This window comes from Vibrio sp. RE86 (assembly GCF_013114545.1).
In the GTDB taxonomy this organism is placed as follows: domain Bacteria; phylum Pseudomonadota; class Gammaproteobacteria; order Enterobacterales; family Vibrionaceae; genus Vibrio.
Window position 1 is genome coordinate 1 of sequence record NZ_VTXI01000011.1, and the last position, 21,837, is coordinate 21,837.

The 21,837-nt window shown below is 44.3% G+C and carries 17 protein-coding genes; 6 read left to right on the forward strand and 11 right to left on the reverse strand.

The genetic code is table 11. The features are described from left to right. Nucleotides 1-135: 135 nt before the first annotated feature. From F0231_RS11960 to F0231_RS11970, 3 genes are all read right to left on the reverse strand, one after another. Nucleotides 136-1,674 (reverse strand): SpoVR family protein, encoded by a 1,539-nt coding sequence (locus F0231_RS11960; protein ID WP_171759961.1) that lies wholly within the window; start codon nt 1,672-1,674, stop codon nt 136-138. Between the two features lie 10 nt (nt 1,675-1,684). After that, the gene (locus tag F0231_RS11965) at nt 1,685-2,956 is read right to left on the reverse strand and encodes a YeaH/YhbH family protein (protein WP_171759962.1); all 1,272 of its coding nucleotides are present in this window, start codon (nt 2,954-2,956) and stop codon (nt 1,685-1,687) included. A gap of 111 nt (nt 2,957-3,067) precedes the next feature. Continuing rightward, nucleotides 3,068-5,002, reverse strand: a complete 1,935-nt coding sequence (locus F0231_RS11970; RefSeq protein ID WP_171759963.1) for a PrkA family serine protein kinase — start codon at nt 5,000-5,002, stop codon at nt 3,068-3,070. Nucleotides 5,003-5,363: 361 nt separating this feature from the next. On the opposite strand from F0231_RS11970, the gene F0231_RS11975 reads away from it, so the two are divergent. Then, nucleotides 5,364-6,125 carry a MipA/OmpV family protein gene (locus F0231_RS11975; protein WP_171759964.1) on the forward strand — a complete coding sequence of 254 codons (762 nt, stop codon included), beginning with the start codon at nt 5,364-5,366 and terminating at the stop codon, nt 6,123-6,125. A 64-nt stretch (nt 6,126-6,189) separates the two neighbouring features. Here the strand turns inward: F0231_RS11975 and F0231_RS11980 are convergent, their stop codons facing one another. The 3 genes from F0231_RS11980 to pflA form a co-directional block, all read right to left on the reverse strand. Further along, nucleotides 6,190-6,690, reverse strand: a complete 501-nt coding sequence (locus F0231_RS11980) for a YfbU family protein (protein ID WP_171759965.1) — start codon at nt 6,688-6,690, stop codon at nt 6,190-6,192. A 145-nt stretch (nt 6,691-6,835) separates the two neighbouring features. Further along, nucleotides 6,836-7,468, reverse strand: a complete 633-nt coding sequence (locus tag F0231_RS11985; protein ID WP_367613475.1) for an energy-coupling factor ABC transporter permease — start codon at nt 7,466-7,468, stop codon at nt 6,836-6,838. 96 nt (nt 7,469-7,564) lie between these two features. Then, entirely contained in the window at nt 7,565-8,305 is a 741-nt protein-coding gene (gene pflA, locus F0231_RS11990) for a pyruvate formate lyase 1-activating protein (RefSeq protein ID WP_171759967.1), read from the reverse strand. Between the two features lie 224 nt (nt 8,306-8,529). Here pflA and F0231_RS11995 point away from each other — a divergent pair, with 224 nt between their 5' ends. Continuing rightward, on the forward strand, nt 8,530-10,410 hold the full coding sequence (locus tag F0231_RS11995) for a methyl-accepting chemotaxis protein (RefSeq protein WP_171759968.1): 1,881 nt from the start codon (nt 8,530-8,532) through the stop codon (nt 10,408-10,410). Here the strand turns inward: F0231_RS11995 and F0231_RS12000 are convergent. From F0231_RS12000 to F0231_RS12010, 3 genes are all read right to left on the reverse strand, one after another. Beyond that, the gene (locus tag F0231_RS12000) at nt 10,407-11,420 is read right to left on the reverse strand and encodes a lipid A deacylase LpxR family protein (protein WP_171759969.1); all 1,014 of its coding nucleotides are present in this window, start codon (nt 11,418-11,420) and stop codon (nt 10,407-10,409) included. The genes F0231_RS11995 and F0231_RS12000 overlap by 4 nt on opposite strands. Nucleotides 11,421-11,597: 177 nt before the next feature. Next, entirely contained in the window at nt 11,598-13,874 is a 2,277-nt protein-coding gene (gene pflB, locus F0231_RS12005) for a formate C-acetyltransferase (RefSeq protein WP_171759970.1), read from the reverse strand. Between the two features lie 326 nt (nt 13,875-14,200). Beyond that, nucleotides 14,201-15,748 carry a DUF3360 family protein gene (locus tag F0231_RS12010; protein ID WP_171759971.1) on the reverse strand — a complete coding sequence of 516 codons (1,548 nt, stop codon included), beginning with the start codon at nt 15,746-15,748 and terminating at the stop codon, nt 14,201-14,203. Between the two features lie 678 nt (nt 15,749-16,426). Between F0231_RS12010 and F0231_RS12015 the strand changes: the two genes are divergently transcribed. From F0231_RS12015 to F0231_RS12030, 4 genes are all read left to right on the forward strand, one after another. Next, complete coding sequence (locus F0231_RS12015; protein ID WP_171759972.1) at nt 16,427-17,197, forward strand: ABC transporter ATP-binding protein; 771 nt, start codon at nt 16,427-16,429, stop codon at nt 17,195-17,197. Nucleotides 17,198-17,255: 58 nt separating this feature from the next. Next, nucleotides 17,256-18,026 (forward strand): ABC transporter substrate-binding protein, encoded by a 771-nt coding sequence (locus F0231_RS12020; protein ID WP_171759973.1) that lies wholly within the window; start codon nt 17,256-17,258, stop codon nt 18,024-18,026. Nucleotides 18,027-18,115: 89 nt separating this feature from the next. Continuing rightward, nucleotides 18,116-18,856, forward strand: a complete 741-nt coding sequence (locus tag F0231_RS12025) for an ABC transporter permease (RefSeq protein WP_171759974.1) — start codon at nt 18,116-18,118, stop codon at nt 18,854-18,856. Nucleotides 18,857-18,859: 3 nt separating this feature from the next. Beyond that, nucleotides 18,860-19,537, forward strand: a complete 678-nt coding sequence (locus F0231_RS12030) for an ABC transporter permease (protein WP_171759975.1) — start codon at nt 18,860-18,862, stop codon at nt 19,535-19,537. Between the two features lie 71 nt (nt 19,538-19,608). On the opposite strand, the gene F0231_RS12035 is transcribed toward F0231_RS12030, so the two are convergent. Next, nucleotides 19,609-21,291 carry an aspartate:alanine antiporter gene (locus F0231_RS12035; RefSeq protein ID WP_171759976.1) on the reverse strand — a complete coding sequence of 561 codons (1,683 nt, stop codon included), beginning with the start codon at nt 21,289-21,291 and terminating at the stop codon, nt 19,609-19,611. 188 nt (nt 21,292-21,479) lie between these two features. Then, a complete protein-coding gene (locus tag F0231_RS12040; protein WP_065740392.1) occupies nt 21,480-21,746 on the reverse strand; it encodes a GrxA family glutaredoxin in 267 nt (88 codons plus the stop codon). Nucleotides 21,747-21,837 lie beyond the last annotated feature (91 nt).

The window sequence follows — 21,837 nt, forward strand, 5'->3', positions numbered from 1 at the left end:
GTCTTAGAAACATAAAAAATCCGAGTGCATGGAATACACTCGGATTTTGACACCTTGGAAGGATCGTTCAACCGATCATTTAACCCTTAACTGATCGGCATTACCCGTAAGGGCCTTTCTAAATTTAGCCAGTGTCTATATCTTCGCATCATAGTCATTGCGTTTTGGACAAGCGCCTAAGATTTCTCTGCGTCCGGTCTCTTTCACCTCTTCTAGAATCACATCAAAACCCCATAAGCGGTAAAGGTGCTTCAATACTTCGTCGTAACCGTCATCAAGTGGAATACGGTCATGAGGGATATATTGCAGCGTTAGTGAACGGTCTCCACGCACGTCAACATTAAACACCTGAATGTTGGGTTCTAGGTTGCTTAAATTATACTGCGCAGCAAGCTTCTCTCTGATTGCTTTATAGCCACTGTCATTGTGAATGGCACTGACTTCAATGTAGTTCTTTCGGTCATCATCAACGATGGCAAATAGCTTAAAGTCACGCATCAGTTTCGGCGATAGATACTGGCTAATAAAACTCTCGTCTTTGAAGTTTTTCATCGCAAAGTGAACCGCTTCTAACCAGTCACTACCTGCGAGATCTGGGAACCATTCTCGGTCTTCATCCGTCGGCTCTTCACAGATCCTACGAATGTCTCTGAACATGGCAAAGCCGAGAGCATAAGGGTTAATGCCTGAGAAGTAGGGGCTGTTATAGGCGGGCTGTGCAACAACTCCGGTGTGGCTGTGAAGGAACTCAAGGATAAATCGATCCGTCACTAGACCTTCATCGTACAGGTGATTCAAAATGGTGTAGTGCCAGAACGTCGCCCAACCTTCATTCATTACTTGAGTCTGTTTTTGAGGGTAGAAATATTGGCTAATTTTGCGAACGATACGGACAACTTCACGTTGCCAAGGTTCTAGTAGCGGAGCGTGTTTTTCGATGAAGTAGAGGATGTTTTCTTGTGGTTCTGATGGGAATCGAACCTTTTGGTCTTCCTCTTGAACCGTTGATTTTGGAACAGTACGCCAAAGGTCATTTACCTGAGATTGTAGGTACGCCTCACGCTCCTCTTGGCGCGACTTTTCTTCTGCAATAGAGATTTTCTCTGGTCGCTTGTAACGGTCGACACCAAAGTTCATTAATGCGTGACAAGAGTCGAGTAGGTCCTCTACCTCTTGAACACCATATTTTTGTTCACATTCGGCGATATAGTTCTTCGCAAACAGTAGGTAGTCGATTATGGAACTAGCATCGGTCCAGGTTTGAAAAAGATAATTGCCTTTAAAGAACGAGTTATGCCCATAACATGCGTGAGCCATCACCAAGGCTTGCATAGTCACCGTATTCTCTTCCATTAAGTAGGCAATACACGGGTTAGAGTTGATAACGATTTCATACGCTAGCCCCATTTGTCCGTGTTTGTACCCTTGCTCGGTTTGAATAAACTTTTTACCAAACGACCAATGATTGTAGTTAATTGGCATACCGATACTTGAGTAAGCGTCCATCATCTGTTCAGAAGTGATGACCTCAATCTGATTTGGGTAGGCGTCAAGCTTGTAATGATCCGCAACACGTTTAATCTCAACGTGGTATCGGTCGAGTAGGTCAAAAGTCCAATCAGGACCATCGGGTAGCGCTTTGCTCTTTGTTGGCTTTTTCGTTTTAGTTGTCATATCTGGCCCCCTAAGCGTTTTCTTTTCTAAACAGCTCTCTAAATACAGGGAAGATGTCCTCAACGCTGCGTATGTTCTTCATTGCGAAATTAGGAAATCCACCTTCGAGCTTTTCGTATTCATGCCACAAGGTTTGGTGAGATCGACGGGTGATCTCGATATAGGAGTAATACTGACAACTAGGTAGCAGTTGCTTAGTGAGTAGTTCACGACAGCGAGGGGAGTCATCAGCCCAGTTGTCGCCATCTGAAGCTTGTGCTGCGTAGATATTCCATTCACCGACAGGATAGCGGTCAGCAACAATTTCGTTCATAAGCTTTAGAGCACTAGAAACGATGGTGCCGCCTGTCTCTTGTGAATAGAAAAATTCGTGCTCATCCACCTCTTTTGCTTGAGTGTGGTGACGGATAAAGACCACTTCTACGTTTTCATAAGTACGCGTAAGGAAGAGGTAAAGCAGTACATAAAAACGTTTTGCGATATCTTTTGTTGCTTGGTCCATAGAGCCTGAAACATCCATCAGACAGAACATGACAGCTTGACTGGATGGGATAGGGCGTCGCTCATAATTTTTAAAGCGAAGATCGAAGGTATCAATAAAAGGAACGGTGTCGATCTTACGGCGTAGATCCTTAATCTCTTCTTTAAGACGTTTCTCTTCGAGCATTTGAGCTGGTTCAGACATCTTCACTTGGTCGAGCTCTTCTTCTAACTCTCGAAGCATACGTTTCTTGCCCGCTGTCATTGCTGTGCGTCGTGCGAGAGATTGCTGCAATGATTTTACGATGGCGATATTGGCAGGCACACCAGCCGTTTGATAACCAGCGCGGTGCGTTTTCCACTCGGTAATCTTGTTTACTTGGTTTTTTTCTAAGTTAGGCAGTTCAAGGTCTTCAAAAAGGATGTCCAGGTATTCATCTTTTGAAATTTGGAACACGAAGTCGTCTTGGCCTTCACCGTCTGCACTGGCGTCACCTTCACCGCTACCACCTCCCTGACCACCACCTTTAGGGCGTTCAATCTTATCACCGGTAATAAACTGGTCGTTACCCGGATGGACGCGCTCTTTCAGTCCACCCTTACCCTGATGGAATACAGGTTCTTTTATATCCTTATGAGGAATAGAGACATCTTCACCTGTCTCTGTATTGGTGATTGAACGGCGATTTACCGCATCAGCAACAGACTCTTTAATCTGTTCTTTATGTCGGCGTAAAAAGCGCTGGCGGTTAACCGCGCTTTTATTCTTGCCGTTCAATCGTCGGTCAATAAATTGCGCCATGAGTCACCCCTTATCTCATACGTGTCCTAAAAAATTGGACAAGCCATTTGCATCCTGTCTCCTACCAGAGCATGAGCCCCGGTAGGTTTGTCATGGGCTATAACACTGCTATTACGATGATTTTCGTACGCGTAGATACCACTCAGAGAGCAAGCGAACCTGTTTCTCTGTGTATCCTTTTTCCATCATACGAGCGACGAAGTCATCGTGTTTCTTCTGATCTTCTGAAGAAGTTTTGGTGTTGAATGAGATAACAGGCAGCAACTCTTCGGTATTTGAGAACATTTTCTTCTCAATGACTGTGCGAAGTTTCTCGTAACTTGTCCAAACTGGGTTGGTGCCATTGTTATTGGCACGAGCACGAAGAACAAAGTTAACGATCTCGTTTCGGAAGTCTTTAGGGTTACTGATACCTGCTGTTTTTTCGATTTTTTCTAGTTCGTTGTTTAACGCGGAACGATCAAATAGTTGCCCGGTTTCTGGGTCACGGTACTCTTGGTCTTGAATCCAGAAGTCCGCATAAGTGACGTAACGATCAAAGATGTTTTGTCCATACTCTGAATAGGATTCAAGGTAAGCGGTTTGAATTTCTTTACCAATGAACTCAACATAGCGAGGTACTAAGTAACCTTTGAGGAACTCAAGGTATTTCTCGGCGGTTTCTTGTGGGAATTGCTCACGTTCAATTTGCTGTTCAATCACGTAAAACAGATGAACAGGGTTTGCCGCGACTTCGGTTTGATCGAAGTTGAACACACGAGAAAGAATCTTGAAGGCAAAGCGGGTCGAAAGACCAGACATACCTTCATCGACCCCAGCAAAGTCACGGTACTCTTGGTAGCTCTTCGCTTTTGGATCGGTATCTTTTAAGGTCTCGCCATCGTAAACGCGCATTTTAGAGAAAATGGACGAGTTCTCAGGCTCTTTCAGACGCGACAGAATGCTGAATTGGGAAAGCAGTTCTAGCGTGCTTGGCGAACATGGCGCTTTAGACAGTTCAGAATGCTCAAGTAGTTTTTGATAAATCTTAACTTCTTCTGCAACACGCAGACAGTAAGGGACTTTCACGATGTAGACACGGTCTAAGAACGCTTCGTTGTTCTTGTTGTTACGGAAAGTCTGCCACTCAGATTCGTTAGAGTGAGCGAGAATCATGCCATCAAATGGTAAAGCAGACAGCCCTTCAGTACCGTTGTAGTTACCCTCTTGAGTCGCAGTCAACAGAGGGTGAAGTACTTTTAGAGGTGCTTTAAACATCTCAACGAACTCCATCAAGCCTTGGTTTGCTCGACACAGTGCGCCGGAGTAGCTGTAGGCATCAGGATCATCTTGAGAGAAGTGCTCTAGCTGGCGGATATCAACTTTACCCACAAGAGATGAAATATCTTGGTTGTTTTCATCGCCCGGCTCAGTTTTGGCAATCGCAAGCTGGTCAAGAATCGATGGTCGAACTTTGACGACTTTAAACTTGGAAATATCACCGCCGAACTCGTGCAAACGCTTAGCTGCCCAAGGCGACATGATTGAACGTAAGTAACGTTTTTCAATGCCATACTCTTGTTTGAGAAGGTCACCATCTTCATTGACATCAAAGAGACAGAAAGGGTGATCATTCACAGGGCTTCGTTCGCCGTTGGCAGAAAGCATGTAAACAGGTACTTGCTGCATGAGTGCTTTGAGTTTTTCTGCCAGTGATGACTTACCGCCACCCACAGGGCCTAATAAATAAAGAATCTGTTTGCGCTCTTCGAGCCCTTGAGCGGCATGTTTCAGGTAGGAAACGATTTGTTCAATCGCTTCTTCCATCCCATAAAAATCTTTAAACGTGTCATAACGAGAAATCACACGATTGGAGAAAATACGGCTTAATTGTGGATCCTGCGCTGTATCAATCACTTCTGGCTCACCAATAGCCATGAGTAAACGTTCAGCAGCGTTAGCATAAGCGCTTTTGTCGTCTTTACACAACGCCAAGAAATCTTGTAGTGATAGTTCCTCATCCTTGGAGGCTTCGTAGCGTGCTTGGAAATGGTCGAAAATACTCATAATGAAATCCCCTCTGAACCTGTCGAACTGACAATAAACCCGCATAGAAAAGCAAATCCTTTCTATTTAAAGCCTAGTTGGTTTTTAGAATTTTGCTTAAAAAACTGGTGTTTAATTGCAATCTGTGACCAAAATCCGGTTGTCAGACCAGAAGCACGCTAGCGCTCAGTTTATGCAATTATTCATCAAATGAATTTAAGCTGATAACAGGAGCGATTGAGTTCAGTAATCAGTTGTTTAAGTGGTGTGTTAAATGATCAATACTGAATGAAGATGAGCGTATATTAGCCATTGTGCTAATGTATGGTGTTCTATATAATTGTGCTGTCCATTTGTTTCATCTATATAAAACTTGTCCACTATGTCTAATTCTTTTTGGTTGAAAGGTCTTATCGCAGCAGCGGTTATGGCTTCTCCTATTGCTCATGCAAAAATTTCTCAGTGGTCGCTTGGCGTAGCGGCTTCATACTCTCCTGCGGTATATAAAGATACACCATCAAACAAAGCGGTTATCCCAGTTGTTGGTTATGAAGGTGAGCACCTGTTCTTACGCGGCTTTAGTGCTGGCTACCGTTTGTTCCCAGTAGGGTCGCCACAAAACGTTGTTTTCCGTGCTGTTTATGACCCGCGTACGCTGAAACCAGAAGATTCAGACAATCTTGCAATCCAACAAATGGACGAGCGTAAAGCAACAATTCTGGGTGGTGTGAGCTATCAGTTGATTACACTGGTTGGCATGTTCGAAGCGACAGCTGGTAGTGATCTTGGTCGAACGCACAATGGTTTATATGCAGAAGCAGCATGGCGTTTACCTATTCGTCGCGGTGGTTGGGGTGTAACACCTTCGATTGGTTACTCATACAACAGTGAAAAGCTAAATAATCACTTATATGGTGTGACTGCAGAAGAGGCTGCTCGTGCAGGTGATCCAAGCTTGGAATTCGATGCCGATTGGGATGGTCAGTTCTTTATTGGTGCTGCGGCATATATGCACTTAACGCCAAATGTTCGTCTGACTGGCGGTGTACGATACACCAACCTAGAAGGCGATATTGAGGGCAGTCCACTGATTGAAAGTGGTGTGAATACCACCGCAAACGTAGGCGTTGCTTACGTATTCTAAATTGAGCGGAATGAAAAAGGGGGATTCATATTGAATCCCCCTTTTTTAGTTTCTTTGTCAGCGATTAGGCGTTAAAGATTTGCTTTAGCTCGTTCGCACATAGGTGGTATTGGCGAGGACAGTTGCGCCACGTATTAAGCATACGACGGTACTTGTCTAGCATCGGCATTTGAGCGTTGAAATGATGCTCACCTTTACCAAATTGAGGGTAGAGACCTTCAGAATCAACAAGAAAACGAACGTAATTTACGAGTTGTGCTTCAGCTGCAATATCAAAACCTAAGAAAGTAAGACGGCGTTGGTCTACTTCTTTTTGTTCGTCGTCAGACAGCATTTTGTGCGACTCTTGCATCGCGTGATACATCTCCATGATGTCGATGACTTCACGGCACTCGCTCTCAACTAAGCAGCCATAGTCTTTGTTTAGTTCAGTCATTTGCAATTCATAACCACGTTCAACAATGGTTTGAATACGTTGGTATTTCGCTGCATTGGCAGGGTCCATTTGCGACATCAGGTAGTATTGGTTCGATAGGATCAAACGTTGAGCGTTTGTCATTTCCATAGTGGCCTCACTAAATAATCTAATACATTTTTAATGTGCTTAGGTTATCTGTTCTTTGTGACATGAAACATGATCTCAACACATATTTAATATGAAAAGTACAAAGATTCATCTTCATTTCGACTAACAGTGTTTGCCTATTAGGCTACTTGCGATAATGGTTGTAGATATAGTCCCTATCTGAAAATACCCTCAAAAGTTCAGGCTTAAAAACACACAACATGGTTGCGGCCATTCCGTTAAGCAGGCCTTCTGGAAATGCGAGTAGCGGCGTGAAGATCAAGTAGTTGTTGTAAACGGTCTGCCAGTCGTATTCAGTACTGAACAGTAGATAAAAAGCGCTGATAATTAAATGCAGTGACCCAGTCAAACCGCCGTTGAAGAATCCAGCGATAAAGATGAAAGCAAAGATGTTACGCGGGCAGTATTGGTAGCTGAGAAGGAACACTATGTAGCTAATGAGAATCGGTATGAGACAAGAGAGTAAAATGTACTCGGGTAACTCAGCCGCAGAAATCTCCCCTGAGAAACACAAAAGCGATGATACGATAATTGCGATGGCATAAGCACTTCTCCAGCCGTACATGAGAGTGAGGATCGTCAAACCAAGGAAATGAATCGAAAGCCCTTCTTTGACACCCGCATCGGCTGACCAGAGTAGGAACAACGCAAACATCACGCCAAAAGTGATGTGTTGGAAGTAACGCTCTGACTTCAGTTTGATCAGTAAAACAGTTTTAACGTCTCTCCAGATCAAGGTTAATGAACCTATCACGATAAACAGAGCAAAGAGTTCGTTGAGTTCCAAAAGTACCCCATACAAAAATACCAACGTTGAAGTTGGTATTTTTTACGATTAAGCGTTGTCTTGGTATCAATATTTCACGTTAGAGTGATATTGTTCAAGAATCGACACGATTTTATCCATTGTCTCTTTTGAAGGTGGGTTAGTCCCTTCAAGTGGGTATTCAAGGCCAAGCGCTTCCCACTTGTGTGCGCCAAGCTTATGGTATGGAAGCAGCTCTACCTTCTCAATGTTATCCATGTCTTTGATGAAGTCACCCAGCATATGTGCGGCTTCTTCATCGTCTGTGTAGCCAGGGACGACAACGTAACGTATCCAAGTTTTCTTGCCAATTTTTTGTAGATAACGAGCAAAGTCTAGAGTTCGCTTGTTCGATACACCGATGAAATCGTGGTGAATCTCATCTTTCATATGCTTAAGGTCAAGCATTACGAGGTCTGTTGCTTCCAAGACTTCGTCAATGACGTCGGTGTGTTTACGTATATAGCCGTTAGTATCCAAACAAGTATGAATCCCTTCGTTTTGAGCCGCACGGAAAAAGTCACGAACGAACTCAGGCTGAAGCATCGCTTCACCGCCAGAACAAGTAACACCACCACCAGATGCGTTCATGAAATGGCGATAGGATTTCGCTTCACTGATGATCTCTTCAACGGTCACTTCCTTGCCATCATGAGTGTCCCAAGTATCGCGATTGTGGCAATACTTACAGCGCATTAAGCAACCTTGCATAAAGACAATAAAACGAATACCAGGACCATCGACGGTTCCGCAAGACTCGAAAGAATGAATACGACCAGTTGTTGACATGAGCTCATCTCGTATTAGTGATTTGTGCGTTATTTTATTACAAAAAGTAGGGACAAAATAGGGCTAGAGGCCGTTCTGAGTAAGAAAAGCGAAATTGAGAAAAAATAGGCCTATTTGCTAAAATCTATGTTATAAAATTGTTTAAATAATATAAAAATAAATAACTAACAATAACAACGTTATGGCTTGGCATTTTACATCTATTTGATGCTAAGGGATTTTATATGGATATGCTTGCTCTCTCTCAAAAGCAAAAAGTAACTCTGTTTTTGATTGTTTTAACAATAGGATTTGCATCGCTAGCGTTATTTACTTCTGAGCGATTATCGCAGATGAAAAGTCAGTACCACAGTAGTGCCGATATCGCTGCAGGCTCGTTATCAATTTACCAAACTCAAAGTGAAGTCTTAACTTTAGGCAGCCATCTAGCGGATATGAGTGGCTCTAAAGTTTCTGATACTCTCAATACGGTCAACGATATTGTGGTGGCTATTGAGGCCAATTCAGAATTCTTGAATCAAGTTGGGCTCAATAGCAAAGCAAATAAGTTAACTCAGAGTGTGACTGATTTTAAAAGTGCAATCACGCCTTGGTTAACGATTAAGCAGGAGTTGGGTTTTAATATTGATGAAGGGAAACTGGGACAGCTAAAACAATTGGCTGTTGTTATAGAGCAGAAGATCGCTGAAACGGGCATGGTCACGCTCAATTCTGACTTTCAAGCGATGGTGAAGTCACAGAAAAATTACCTGCTTCAGCCAACGGAAGAAAACCTCAAGTTGTTCAATCGTGCGATGGCGAGCTTTGAAAGCATGTCTAACGTCTATGCTATGTTGGAGTTGTATGAAGAAGAGATTGAACAATACAAAACAGCCTTTGCGCGAGTCAGTGAGCTTTCGCAGCAACTGGGTTCAGTTGAGCAACAGCTTACCCAAACCCAAGATAATATGACTACTTTGATTACTGATATTACCTCCGAGCTGGGTGGAATAAGTAATCGTTATCAACAGGTCGCTGAATCTGCGTCTACTCAAACGATTTGGTCAATATTGGTCGCGTGTGTGGTGTTGGCGATTCTAACGATTACTATTTTTGGCATGCAAAGCGCTTCATTGTCTCGCTCTCTTAACCGCACTAAAGAAGTTCTCAATCGAGTCTCAACTGGCGACTTATCGAAACGCATGGAACAAGCGAAAAACCCCAATGATGAGTTTAATCAACTTGCAACCAGCATTAACCAAAGTTGTGAAAATCTGGGTGAACTCGTTTCAGGTGTGCAGTCGAGCAGTGAGGCATTGTCAGGGAATGCAGCAGAGCTGAACCAAGGTTTGGACAGGCTTGCACATCACCAAAGTGAAGTATTAGGTCAAACCCAGTTGCTTGCTTCTGCCACCGAAGAAGTCAGTGTGACGACCCAAGAGGTGTCGAATTCGTTGGAGTTTGTCGCAGAAATATCCCGTTCTTCTACTCATGCTGCCGAAGAGGGAGCAAAGGTTATTGGGGCCGCTATTGGCTCACTTGAAGAGGTCGGTGCCATATTAACGTCAGCGGCGGGCCATATTCAGCAACTTGAAGAAGCGTCGTCAAAAGTGGACTCTGTTATGGAAATCATCAACGGAATTGCAGAGCAAACAAACTTGCTTGCGTTGAATGCGGCAATCGAAGCGGCCAGAGCGGGGGAACAAGGGCGAGGGTTTGCAGTGGTTGCAGATGAAGTACGAAGTTTAGCAGTAAGAACCGTAGACGCTGTGTCCGAAATCTCCGATACCATCGATACCATGAAAAAAGAGAGTGCTGAAGTGATCCAGTACATCGGCCAATCTGAAACGTCGATGACCACAGGGCGAGAGCGTGGTCATGAAGCGATGGATGCGCTGAAACTGATTACCGAAAAAGCCGACGAGGCGTCTCATCAGACAGAGGTTATCTTCTCGTCAATTAAAGAACTCGCGACAACCAGTCAATCGATGGCAGACAACATGACGCAAATATCCTCAGCAATGAAAGAGCTAGAAGATAACAACGAGCAGTTAAGGAGTGTGAGTGGTTTGGTCGAAGAGCGGTCAGGCAGCCTAAACCAAGACTGCCTGAAATTTACTATTTAGAAGAAGGCATAGACTGCAAATGCACCTGTACCATATAAGGACTCAGGTGCATTTTTGTAGTCAGGCGTTTTAACCGTTGCAGATAAGGTGGCGCCAAAGCTTTGGTTATACCATGCGAAACCAGCGACACCTGTTGCCTGCACATGCTCGAGATCAACATCATAAATAGTGGGGTCTTGGGCAGGATCTTGGCTCAGTGCGTATTCTGTTACACCAGAACGCTCACCTTCAATGGTTATGTCGTTAAAACGGTAGCGAGCTTCTGCACCGGCAAAAAAGAACCATCCACCTTGAGAACCTCCAAGCATGCCGGCTCTAAATGGGTTTTCATTGTCAATATTTGCCGCCCCCATGCTTCCGCCTAAGTCTGAACCCCAACGTAGCATCAAACCTGTAGAGACATCACTGCGGAAGTTACCTGCGTTCACTTCGGATACGTTGGAAATCTCCCAGTCGGTATTAGCGATAGAACGTTGTCGCCAAAGGTTAAAGTGGCTTAAATAGCCCATGCTTCCAACGAACTTGTCGTCGACTTGGTATGCCCAACCGTTTGGTTGATCGGAACCGGTAATGCCGTGAACTATATCTTGTGCTTGATCGGCAAGTGAACTTTCGCCGGTGGTACCTAAGGTTAGGTTAAAACGATGAGAGTGCTGAGGGTGAAGGCTGATGTAGTTAAATTCAGTATGCAAGTATCCCGCATAAGGACGATCGTTTGGTAGTGGCGTTGCAGCTTCGATATCCGAAGGCGTGTACATCTTGTGGCCAATGCTGAATTCGAACTTATCCAAAGATGCGCCGCCCCAAAAGGAGAGACTTAAAGGGCTAAAGATCGAATATGGAGTGATTCCACCGGTGGTATAGCTTAAAAACAGCCCGTTTGTGTAGTCTTGGTCAACGCCAAATACGCCGTCGTTGTCGATAGAAAATGCGATGGTCGTTTTATCAGAGGCGAATGTGTTTGCGGATGCCAGCAGTAACGGCAAGAGCAGTGCTTTGTTTAACTTCATGGGTGCATGCTTCACTAAATTAGTAGCGTGATAGTACAGGAATAATCGATAGAAACGTTAGCAATAAATATACCAAACGGAGTAAGTGTGGGGCGTATCGCCTAAAGAGAGGGGAATAGATTGATAGAAACAATAAAGCCCCGCATTGGCGGGGCTTTGGTCAATCATTCAATGAGTTTATAGAGACTCAGTGAAAGTACGTGCGATTACGTCTTTTTGTTGTTCAACTGTTAGAGAGTTGAAACGTACAGCGTAGCCAGATACACGGATTGTTAGCTGAGGGTAGTTCTCAGGGTGCTTAACTGCGTCTTCTAGAGTTTCGCGGTTAAGAACGTTAACGTTCAAGTGTTGGCCGCCTTCAATGCCTTGTTCATGGTGGAAGTAACCATCCATAAGACCAGCAAGGTTAGCGCGCTGTGAACCTTCTTCTTTACCTAGTGCGTTAGGAACGATAGAGAAGGTGTATGAGATACCATCTTTCGCATCAGCAAACGGCAGTTTACCTACAGATGTTAGGGATGCTACCGCACCTTTCTCATCGCGGCCGTGCATTGGGTTTGCACCTGGTGCGAATGGCGCGCCTGCTTTACGACCGTCAGGTGTAGTACCAGTCTTCTTACCGTATACCACGTTTGAAGTGATAGTAAGGATAGACTGTGTAGGTACTGCATCACGGTAAGTCTTAAGCTTACGGATCTTGTTCATGAAGCTAGTTACTAGCTCACAAGCCATGTCATCTACACGTGCGTCGTTATTACCAAATTTCGGGTAGTCACCAGAGATGTCGAAGTCGATTGCGATGCCGTCTTCGTCACGGATTGGTTTAACTTGACCGTATTTGATTGCAGATAGTGAGTCAGCTGCAACAGATAGACCAGCGATACCACAAGCCATAGTACGACGAACGTCACGGTCATGAAGAGCCATTAGCGCTGCTTCGTAGCTGTACTTGTCGTGAGAGTAGTGGATTGCGTTTAGTGCAGTCACGTACTGCTTAGCTAGCCAATCCATTAGGTTATCAAGACCTGCCCAAACTTTGTCGAAGTCTAGAACTTCGTCAGTCATTGCTTCAGTCTTAGGACCAACTTGGATCTTAAGCTTCTCATCTACACCGCCGTTGATAACGTAAAGTAGAGTCTTAGCTAGGTTTGCACGAGCGCCGAAGAACTGCATGTGCTTACCGATAACCATTGGCGATACACAACAAGCGATAGCGTAGTCATCGTTGTCGAAATCTGGACGCATTAGGTCATCATTTTCGTACTGGATAGAAGAAGTATCGATAGATACTTTCGCACAGAACTTCTTGAAGCCGTCAGGTAGCTGCTCAGACCAAAGTACAGTGATGTTTGGCTCTGGAGAAGGACCCATAGTGTATAGCGTGTTTAGGAAACGGAAGTTAGTACGTGTAACTAGCGTACGACCGTCAACACCCATACCACCCATAGATTCTGTTGCCCAGATTGGGTCGCCAGAGAATAGCTCATCGTACTCAGGAGTACGTAGGAAGCGAACCATACGTAGTTTCATTACGAAGTGGTCGATCATTTCCTGAGCTTGTTCTTCAGTGATGATGCCAGCTGCGATATCACGCTCAACGTAAACGTCAAGGAAAGTCGAAGTACGACCTAGAGACATTGCTGCGCCGTTTTGAGATTTAACAGCTGCTAGGTAACCGAAGTAAGTCCACTGGATAGCTTCTTGAGCTGTAGTCGCAGGACCAGAAATGTCGTAGCCGTAAGACGCTGCCATTTCTTTCATTTGACCAAGTGCGCGGTGCTGCTCTTGAAGCTCTTCACGTAGCTGCATAGTCATTTGAAGGTTGTCGCCAGCTTCTAGTTGCTCTTGAGTAGAGTGGAACTGAGCTACTTTGTCCTTCATTAGGAAGTCTACACCGTAAAGTGCAACGCGACGGTAGTCACCGATGATACGACCACGGCCGTAAGCATCTGGAAGACCAGTTAGAACACCAGACTTACGACATTTTAGGATGTCTGGAGAGTAAACATCGAAAACACCTTGGTTGTGTGTTTTACGGTACTCAGAGTAGATCTTAGAAACTTGAGGATCTAGAGTACGGCCGTATGCTTTACAAGAACCTTCGATCATACGTACGCCGCCGTTTGGCATGATTGCACGCTTAAGCGGAGCTTCAGTTTGTAGACCTACGATAGTCTCAAGATCTTTGTTGATGTAACCTGCATCATGTGAAGTGATGGTAGAGATAACAGAAGTATCGAAATCAACAGGTGCGTGAGTCGCGTTTTCCTGCTTGATACCTTCCATTACTTTAGCCCAAAGTACGTTTGTAGCTTCAGTACCTTCAGAAACTAGGAAAGACTCGTCGCCTTCATATGGTGTGTAGTTCTTCTGAATGAAGTCGCGAACGTTAACCTCGTTTTGCCAATCACCTTCAGCAAAACCTTCCCAAGCTTTAGCAAATTGCTCTGCCATGACATACCTACCTTTTTAGTAGAAAAAACACGTACCTTGCTAACTGTTGAGCCAGCTAGTTCCCATCACTGGGGTGGTACACTCTTATGAATAACAATATGTATAGTCTTTAAAATCGATCAACGAAAGCTGTCATAAAACTATAAATATTGTCACTACTTTCTATATGGTTGCTTACTAACTTGCTTTCAAGAGTAAACTAAAAAAATTTTGCAAACCTTAAACTAAATCAATAAATGGACTGATTGTTAAATTATTTTTTAAAATAAATCTTGATACTCAAAAAAAGTTGAGAGTCGAATGCCGACTCTCAACTGATTTAGCGATTATAGGAATGCAGGGATTCCATATTGACCTTCTAGCATACCCACTGCAAGCATAGCAACTAGACAGATAACAAGTACACCTACAGGGATAACAATTTTGTCGACAAATGATAGGCGCGATGCACGCTCTTTATCACCAATTAGACCGTTGTTATCTAGCAGCATAGTTAATGCCCACGCAAGCACAGGGTTAACCACTGCTGAGCCGAAGATACAGATACCGGCAGCTTGTGAGTCTTTAGAATCTTTAACCATTTGCATACCCGCTTCAAGTAGCGGAAGTGAGACACCTACTAGAAGAGCGACACGCATAACTGGAGGCCAAACAGCCACATCCATTGGGAAGCCAAGAATTGCAACGATGATACACAGTGAACCAAGCAAGATTGCACCGCCTGGAATAGGGCGCTTAGCGATCGCTGCAGGGATCATGTATGTACCCCAAGAAGAAGTGATGTTACCGCCACCGACTGCTGTACCAACCATTTGGCGTACAGAACACATTGTCATTGTGTCATCAACATCCATTAGTACTTTTTCAGACTTTTTAGGGTAGTTCAGCTCTTGGAAGATACGGTGACCTAGGAAGTCAGGCGACCACATTGCAACAGCAAGAATCGCGAATGGTAGAGATGCAATGAAATGTTCTACATTTGGTAGACCTAGCATCCAACCTTCTTCAGTGCTACCCCACCAGTAAATAGGGTTTAGGTTTGGAAGACCAGTTTCAGTCACAAACTTAATATCAAAACCTGCGCCAAGAACCAATGCGATTGCAAGGCCTGTAAACGCACACACTGGAATCGCTAACCAACGTTTGTTTACTTTTGCTAGGAACGCATATAGGCCGATGGTAACAGCAAGTACGATCAGACCAATGTAACCCATGCTACCAGCAGCTGCAGTGTCAGACTGTAGTCCTACTGCCCATGCTTGGATCGAGTTGATTTGGCTCATTGTACCGGTTAAACCTAGGAAGATAAGCAAACCACCCGCGGTACCTTGCGAGGTTAGGTTAACCAGTTTTGAGCCACCTTTGAGTAGGCTCAGAATCAGACCAAAGACACCGATGAGTATTGCCAATGCAAGAGGGTGAGCACCGGCAAGCGCGATTGTGCCGATAAGAGGGATCATTGGACCGTGGTTACCGGCAAGGTTTGCTTTCGGGTTAATAAAGCCTGAAGCTAAAATACAGAACAGAAGTGCTGGAATAAGCATTTCTACACGTGCAACTTCGATAGCGAATTCTTTGCCTAGGTTCACGTGATCCCAAGCTGCCGTAAGACCTTCAGCCCAAGACATCATTACCGCTGAGTACATCGCGATGATGCCGATAGTACCTGCAAGTGCTGGAACTAAATCTTCAAGTTCGAAACGGAAATCGCGACCAGGAAGGTTTAAACCAAAGCGGCGAGGCTTCATGATCTGGAGTTCGTGGTCTAGGTAATCTGAACGACTTTCAAATTCGGAAGCTGGGCGGTGCAGCTCTTTATAGCTCTTGTTTTCGATATCCGAATCAGAGTGCGGCTTGTTGACTGCGTCTGACATAGATTCCTCATATATTAAAAAGTTAGTGATTTTTTAAAGCGTGACCCGATTATTATTCTAAGGCGGTCACACGATATACAACCTGGTTTTGCTTCCTGCATGTATGTCCTGGTCACCTTTACTGTAGCACGACATTAGTGAGCTTAATGTAGAGGATTTAAAAGACAAAACATACGCCTATTGAGGCATTTATCTTTGTGGCGAGTTTAACGTGCTAACCCTAAAGAGTGATTGATTTAGATCACTTTATGAAAGGTTGTGAAAGAAAACTACACAACGACTGGGCGACGTCGCAATAACATTCAGATAGAGCTGAAATAAACTTTCAAATTGTGAGGTTAATAATAAAACATTTTTGTTAGCAAATTTGATGCGTATTAAGCGTCTGACAAATTGGGTGAGTTAGATCTTGTTTTTATAAAAATGTTAATAACACTGTGCGTGTTTATATATTGTGTTCTATGTGTTTTATGCGTGAATGTAAGAGTATTTCTCTATATTAAGCATTTTTAGTCATATTATGTGACTGTATATTGCGGGTTTGTAGGTTAATGATTTGTTGCATGTTGGGCTGTGTAGTGCTAATTTGTACCGAAATTATGGGTGGAACCCAGCAGACGACCAAGATATCAATACTAACATTCACTTGGTTAACATAAAGACAGGGAGCAAAAGCGCATGAAAGATGTACCAGCGCTGGACATTAAAGACTTACACAAAACATTTGGTCAAAATGAAGTTCTTAAAGGCATTTCCCTTGAAGCTCACAAAGGTGATGTAATCTCTATCATTGGCTCATCTGGTTCAGGTAAAAGTACTTTCCTGCGATGTGTCAACCTTCTTGAAACTCCGACTGCCGGCGAAATTTGGGTTAATGGTGAATTGATTCAAATGAAAAATAATCGCCAAGGAGAGGCGGTACCTGCCAATGAGAAGCAAGTTCAGCGAATCCGTTCTCGCTTAGCGATGGTTTTTCAAGGCTTCAACCTATGGTCACATATGACGGTCTTAGAGAACGTTATTGAAGCACCGATTCACGTTCTTGGCGTCCCACGAGCTCAAGCTATCGAAAATGCTGAGCTGTTGCTAAAGAAAGTTGGCCTTTACGAAAGAAAAGATTACTACCCAGGGCACTTGTCCGGTGGTCAGCAACAACGAGCGGCCATTGCCCGAGCGTTAGCGGTTGATCCAGAGGTGATGCTTTTTGATGAACCTACTTCAGCGCTTGATCCAGAACTCGTTGGGGAAGTCCTAGGGGTTATGAGAGATTTGGCAGAAGAAGGACGTACCATGTTGGTGGTAACTCACGAAATGGCCTTCGCGCGTGATGTCTCTAACCATGTAATGTTCCTTCATCAAGGATTAGTGGAAGAACAGGGGAATCCGTCTAAACTCTTTACTAACCCAGATTCTGAGCGTTTACAGCAATTTATCTCATCAATTTACTAATTGCCTTTTGGCAAACACAACAATAAGTACATAAAAATCACATATCAGGAGTATGGAAATGAAAAAGTGGTTATTAGCAGCAACATTAGCAGCTACGGCAGTTACAGGTGTCGCTCAAGCGAAGGAATGGAAAACAGTTCGCTTTGGCATCGAAGGTGCTTACCCTCCATTTAGCTGGACTGAAGCAGATGGCTCTCTTAAAGGCTTTGATGTCGACATGGCAAACGCGCTTTGTGAAGAGATGCAAGTGAAATGTAAGATCGTACCTCAAGACTGGGACGGTATTATTCCTTCACTACTTGCGCGTAAATACGACGCTATCATCGCTGCAATGTCTATTACAGAAGAGCGTAAGAAGAAAATCGACTTTACGGGCAAATACGCTCTTATCCCTAACAAGTTCATCGCTAAAAAAGGCGCAAACCTAGATTTTGACAACCTAGCGGGTCAAAAAATTGCTGTTCAGCGCGCAACGACTCACGACAAGTACCTAACAGATAACTACGGTGACAAAGTAGACATCGTTCGTTACGGCTCTTTCGATGAAGCTTACCTAGATCTTGCTAACGGTCGTGTAGCCGCTGTACTTGGTGATGCATCTGCTCTTGAAGAAGGTGTACTGAACAAAGCGGGTGGTGAAGCGTACGAGTTCGTTGGCCCATCACTAACTGACCCTAAGTGGTTCGGTGAAGGTTTTGGTATTGCTGTTCGTAAGCAAGATAAAGACCTAACTAAGAAGTTAGATGCTGCTATCCTTTCTCTACGTGACAAAGGCGTTTACCAAGAGATCGCATCAAAATACTTTAACTACGACGTTTACGGTCAGTAATCAGGCGTAGTAAATGGCCGTTGGTTTTTGTTCCTAGGAGTATAACCAACGGCCAAGTTTTATAAGGTTTAGGGATCAGGAACTTACCTATGCTGGATTTACAAGGATATGAAGCCTCTATATTGAAAGGGGCCGTAGTAACCATCGAGGTTGCACTGCTGTCACTACTCGTGGCAATGATTTTAGGTATGCTTGGTGCACTTGCAAAGCTTGCTCCGTACCGTTGGGCAAGAATGATCGCGACGTTATACACCACAGTCATTCGCGGTATACCTGACTTAGTCCTCATGATGCTGATTTTCTTTGGTGGACAAATTCTTCTTAACAACAGCCTTTATTCCATCAATGAATCACTGAATGAATGGTTTGCGTCCAGCAATCCAAATCATGAGTGGACTTCGTACTTACCAGACTACATTGACGTGAGCCCTTTTGTTGCTGGCGTCTTAACCATCGGATTTATCTTTGGTGCCTACATGGCCGAGACCTTCCGTGGAGCTATTATGGCTGTCGATAGAGGCGAGCTTGAGGCAGCAAAAGCATATGGAATGAGTCCATTTTTGGCGTTCCGTCGTATTCTGCTTCCGCAAATGATTCGTCACGCTTTACCGGGTTTTGGTAACAACTGGCTAGTACTTTTAAAAACGACTGCACTTGTTTCCATCATCGGTCTAGAAGATATGGTTCGCGTGAGCGCACTGGCGGCAGGTTCAACTAAAATGCCATTTACCTTCTACATGGCGGTCGCACTAATCTTCTTGTTCTTTACTAGCGTTTCAACGGGTGTACTCAAAATGGTTGAACGTAAATTTAGTATTCATGCGAGGTAAAGAATGGACTTTTCATTGATTATTGAAAGCCTTCCTATCTATTTAGATGGCCTTTGGACAACGGTTTGGCTTGTTGGTGCAGCCCTGATTATCGGCCTGTTTGTCGCGATTCCGCTGGGCGTTGCTCGAAACAGCACAAATTACCTTTTGAACGGACCTAGCTGGGCGTTTATCTACTTTTTCCGTGGCACACCACTGCTTGTTCAGCTTTATTTGATCTATTACGGTATGGACCAGTTCTTCCCAGTGAAGGACACCTTATGGGAAAACGCATGGTTCTGTGCGCTGGTGGCTTTTGTGTTAAACACATCTGCTTATACGGCAGAAATCGTACGTGGTGCAATCAATGGCTTGCCTAAGGGTGAGGTAGAGGCAGCAAAAGCATACGGTATGGGAACGTTCATGACCTACCGCCGTATTATATTGCCAAGTGCACTGCGTCGTGCACTACCAGTTTACAGCAATGAAGTTATCTTTATGCTTCACGGCAGTGCGGTTGCGGGTATCGTAACCATCTTAGATCTGACGGGTGCGGCACGCTTAGTTAACTCTCGATACTACGCGCCATTTGAATCATTCCTGACAGCGGGTCTGTTCTATATGGCTCTAACGTTTATCATTTTGGGCGTGTTCAAGTTGGCAGAGAAACGTTTCCTGGCTTACATGCGACCGCTTAGCTAATAGAGCTCAATATGAGAAATATAAAAAAGGCTTCCAATCGGAAGCCTTTTTTATTGGATGAGATTGTGAGTCTAACTCAAAATAATGAGTACAGTACCGGCGAGAGTCATCAGGATATTAGCTATCGCATAAGTACCCGCGTAACCCAGTGCAGGAATGGTTGATTTAGCGTAGTCGTTCACAATATCCATTGCTGGTGCACAAGTACGCGCACCGATAATCGCACCAAACAATAGGGCGCGGTTCATCTTCAATACGTGAGCACCCACTAAGTAAGCAAGCACGACCGGGACGACACTTATCACAAACGAGAGCCCAATGACTTGCACACCGACTTGTGTGAGGTGTTCAAACATCTTTCCACCTGCACTTAGACCGATTCCGACCATAAAGAACATCAGACCCAAATCTTTGACCATATTCAGCGCGCCTTGAGGCACGTAACCGAAGGTGGGGTGGTTTGCTCTTAAGAAGCCAAGCGTAATGCCCGATAATAGAAGACCTACAGCGTTACCTAATCCAAATGAGACTTGACCGAATGTCATGGTGATCAGGCCGAACATGATGCCCAGAATAAAGAAGCTGCAAAACGCGAGTAGATCGGCCATCTGACTATGGATAGAGATGAAACCAATTTTCTCAGCCAGTCCGTGAACACGGCTCTTCTCGCCACTTACTTGAAGGACGTCACCTTTCGCCAAGACGATATCTAGGTCCATCGGCATTTCAATTTGTGCTCGAACAACACGGTTCAAGAAACAGCCATATTCTGACAGGTTTAAATCGGACAGTCGTTTACCTGCAATCGAATCGCTCTTTACGACGATCTCTTCTTCGACGATGCGTAAGTCGAGCAAGTTACGGTCGAAGACTTCTTTACCGTTTCTAAAACTTGGGTCCAATCGAGCGTGACTGTCAGGGAAACCCACTAGAGCAATCTCATCGCCTTGCTGCAAAATAGCGTCGCCATCAGGGTGGGCCAAAATACCATTACGACGAACTCGTTCGATGTAGCAGCCTGTTTGGCGGTAGATACCCAGTTCGCGAAGGTTCTTACCATCAATCCAATCGATAAGTTCTTGGCCAACGCGGTATGCACGAATAATTGGTAGGTAGACCTTTCTTTGACCTGAGCTACCCAAGCCGCGCTCTTGTGCTATTTGCTGAGCTGAGTCTGAAAGGTTTTGCTTTTGCAATTTAGGCAACAACTTGGCGAACATGATCATACTGATCAAGCCAATTAGGTACGCCATGGCATAACCTACAGAGAGGTTTTCAATGACTTGGCTAAAATCCATGTTGCGTGGTGTCGTTGCGAGCCCGGAATTCAACGCATCTTGCGCACCTACAAGTACAGGTGTTGAAGTCAACGCTCCCGCCATCATCCCCGCAGACAATCCAAAGTCTAACCCTAAATGGTGGCTAGCAAAGTAGGTGATACAGAGTGCGGTCGATAGTACGACCATGCTTAGAATGAAATAATGCTTACCGTCTCTGAAGAAAATACCAAAAAAGTTCGGACCTGCTTCTATCCCGACACAGTAGATAAACAGCATAAAGCCGATGGTTAACGCGTCTGCATTGAAAGTAAAACCAAGGTGGCCCATAACAAGCGAGGTAATAAGCACGCCAATTGAGTTACCAAGTTGTAGATTGCCAAAGCGAATTTTTCCGATGCCTAAGCCGATCGCTAAGACTACGAAAATCAAGAGGATAGGGTTTTGTTCGAGCAAAAGTACGACGTCAATGTTCACGGGCAAGTCTTGTATTGGTGCCAGAGGGTAAGATAAGTGTGCGGATTGTATCTGAATATTGCAAAAAGATAAGTGAAATTTTTAAGAATTTACGATTAGTTGACTTGATATCAAAAAATGCTCTAGGACTAAGTGTCAGACGTAAAAAAACCGCTTACGAGAAGCGGTTTTTTTTAAATTCTTTGCGATTACTCGTCGAACAGACCTAGGTGCTCTTTCGCGTACGCTTCAAAGTCGTCACAGCCACCGATGTGCTCTTGATCAACGAAGATTTGTGGAACAGTTTCTACTGGCTTGCCTACTGTTTTTTCTAGGTCAGCTTTAGAGATACCTTCAGCGTGGATATCTACGTAACGGTAGTTGAAATCATCGCGTTTTGCTTTCAGTGTTTCAGCGTGCTCTTTTGCACGAACACAGAAAGGACAAGCTGGGCGACCAAAGATAACTACGAACATATTTCTTTCTCCTATAATTTGTTACCTGCAACTATGCCCGATTCATTGGAGGAAATAAAGCGCCATTTGCCTCTTGCTTCGATAGGTAAAA

Excerpts from the sequence above, each read along its gene's own strand:
- F0231_RS11960 (WP_171759961.1), bottom strand. The coding sequence starts at position 1,674 with ATGACAACTAAAACGAAAAAGCCAACAAAGAGCAAAGCGCTACCCGAT.
- F0231_RS11965 (WP_171759962.1), bottom strand. The coding sequence starts at position 2,956 with ATGGCGCAATTTATTGACCGACGATTGAACGGCAAGAATAAAAGCGCG.
- F0231_RS11970 (WP_171759963.1), bottom strand. The coding sequence starts at position 5,002 with ATGAGTATTTTCGACCATTTCCAAGCACGCTACGAAGCCTCCAAGGAT.
- F0231_RS11975 (WP_171759964.1), top strand. The coding sequence starts at position 5,364 with ATGTCTAATTCTTTTTGGTTGAAAGGTCTTATCGCAGCAGCGGTTATG.
- F0231_RS11980 (WP_171759965.1), bottom strand. The coding sequence starts at position 6,690 with ATGGAAATGACAAACGCTCAACGTTTGATCCTATCGAACCAATACTAC.
- pflA (WP_171759967.1), bottom strand. The coding sequence starts at position 8,305 with ATGTCAACAACTGGTCGTATTCATTCTTTCGAGTCTTGCGGAACCGTC.
- F0231_RS11995 (WP_171759968.1), top strand. The coding sequence starts at position 8,530 with ATGGATATGCTTGCTCTCTCTCAAAAGCAAAAAGTAACTCTGTTTTTG.
- F0231_RS12000 (WP_171759969.1), bottom strand. The coding sequence starts at position 11,420 with ATGAAGTTAAACAAAGCACTGCTCTTGCCGTTACTGCTGGCATCCGCA.
- pflB (WP_171759970.1), bottom strand. The coding sequence starts at position 13,874 with ATGGCAGAGCAATTTGCTAAAGCTTGGGAAGGTTTTGCTGAAGGTGAT.
- F0231_RS12010 (WP_171759971.1), bottom strand. The coding sequence starts at position 15,748 with ATGTCAGACGCAGTCAACAAGCCGCACTCTGATTCGGATATCGAAAAC.
- F0231_RS12015 (WP_171759972.1), top strand. The coding sequence starts at position 16,427 with ATGAAAGATGTACCAGCGCTGGACATTAAAGACTTACACAAAACATTT.
- F0231_RS12020 (WP_171759973.1), top strand. The coding sequence starts at position 17,256 with ATGAAAAAGTGGTTATTAGCAGCAACATTAGCAGCTACGGCAGTTACA.
- F0231_RS12025 (WP_171759974.1), top strand. The coding sequence starts at position 18,116 with ATGCTGGATTTACAAGGATATGAAGCCTCTATATTGAAAGGGGCCGTA.
- F0231_RS12030 (WP_171759975.1), top strand. The coding sequence starts at position 18,860 with ATGGACTTTTCATTGATTATTGAAAGCCTTCCTATCTATTTAGATGGC.
- F0231_RS12040 (WP_065740392.1), bottom strand. The coding sequence starts at position 21,746 with ATGTTCGTAGTTATCTTTGGTCGCCCAGCTTGTCCTTTCTGTGTTCGT.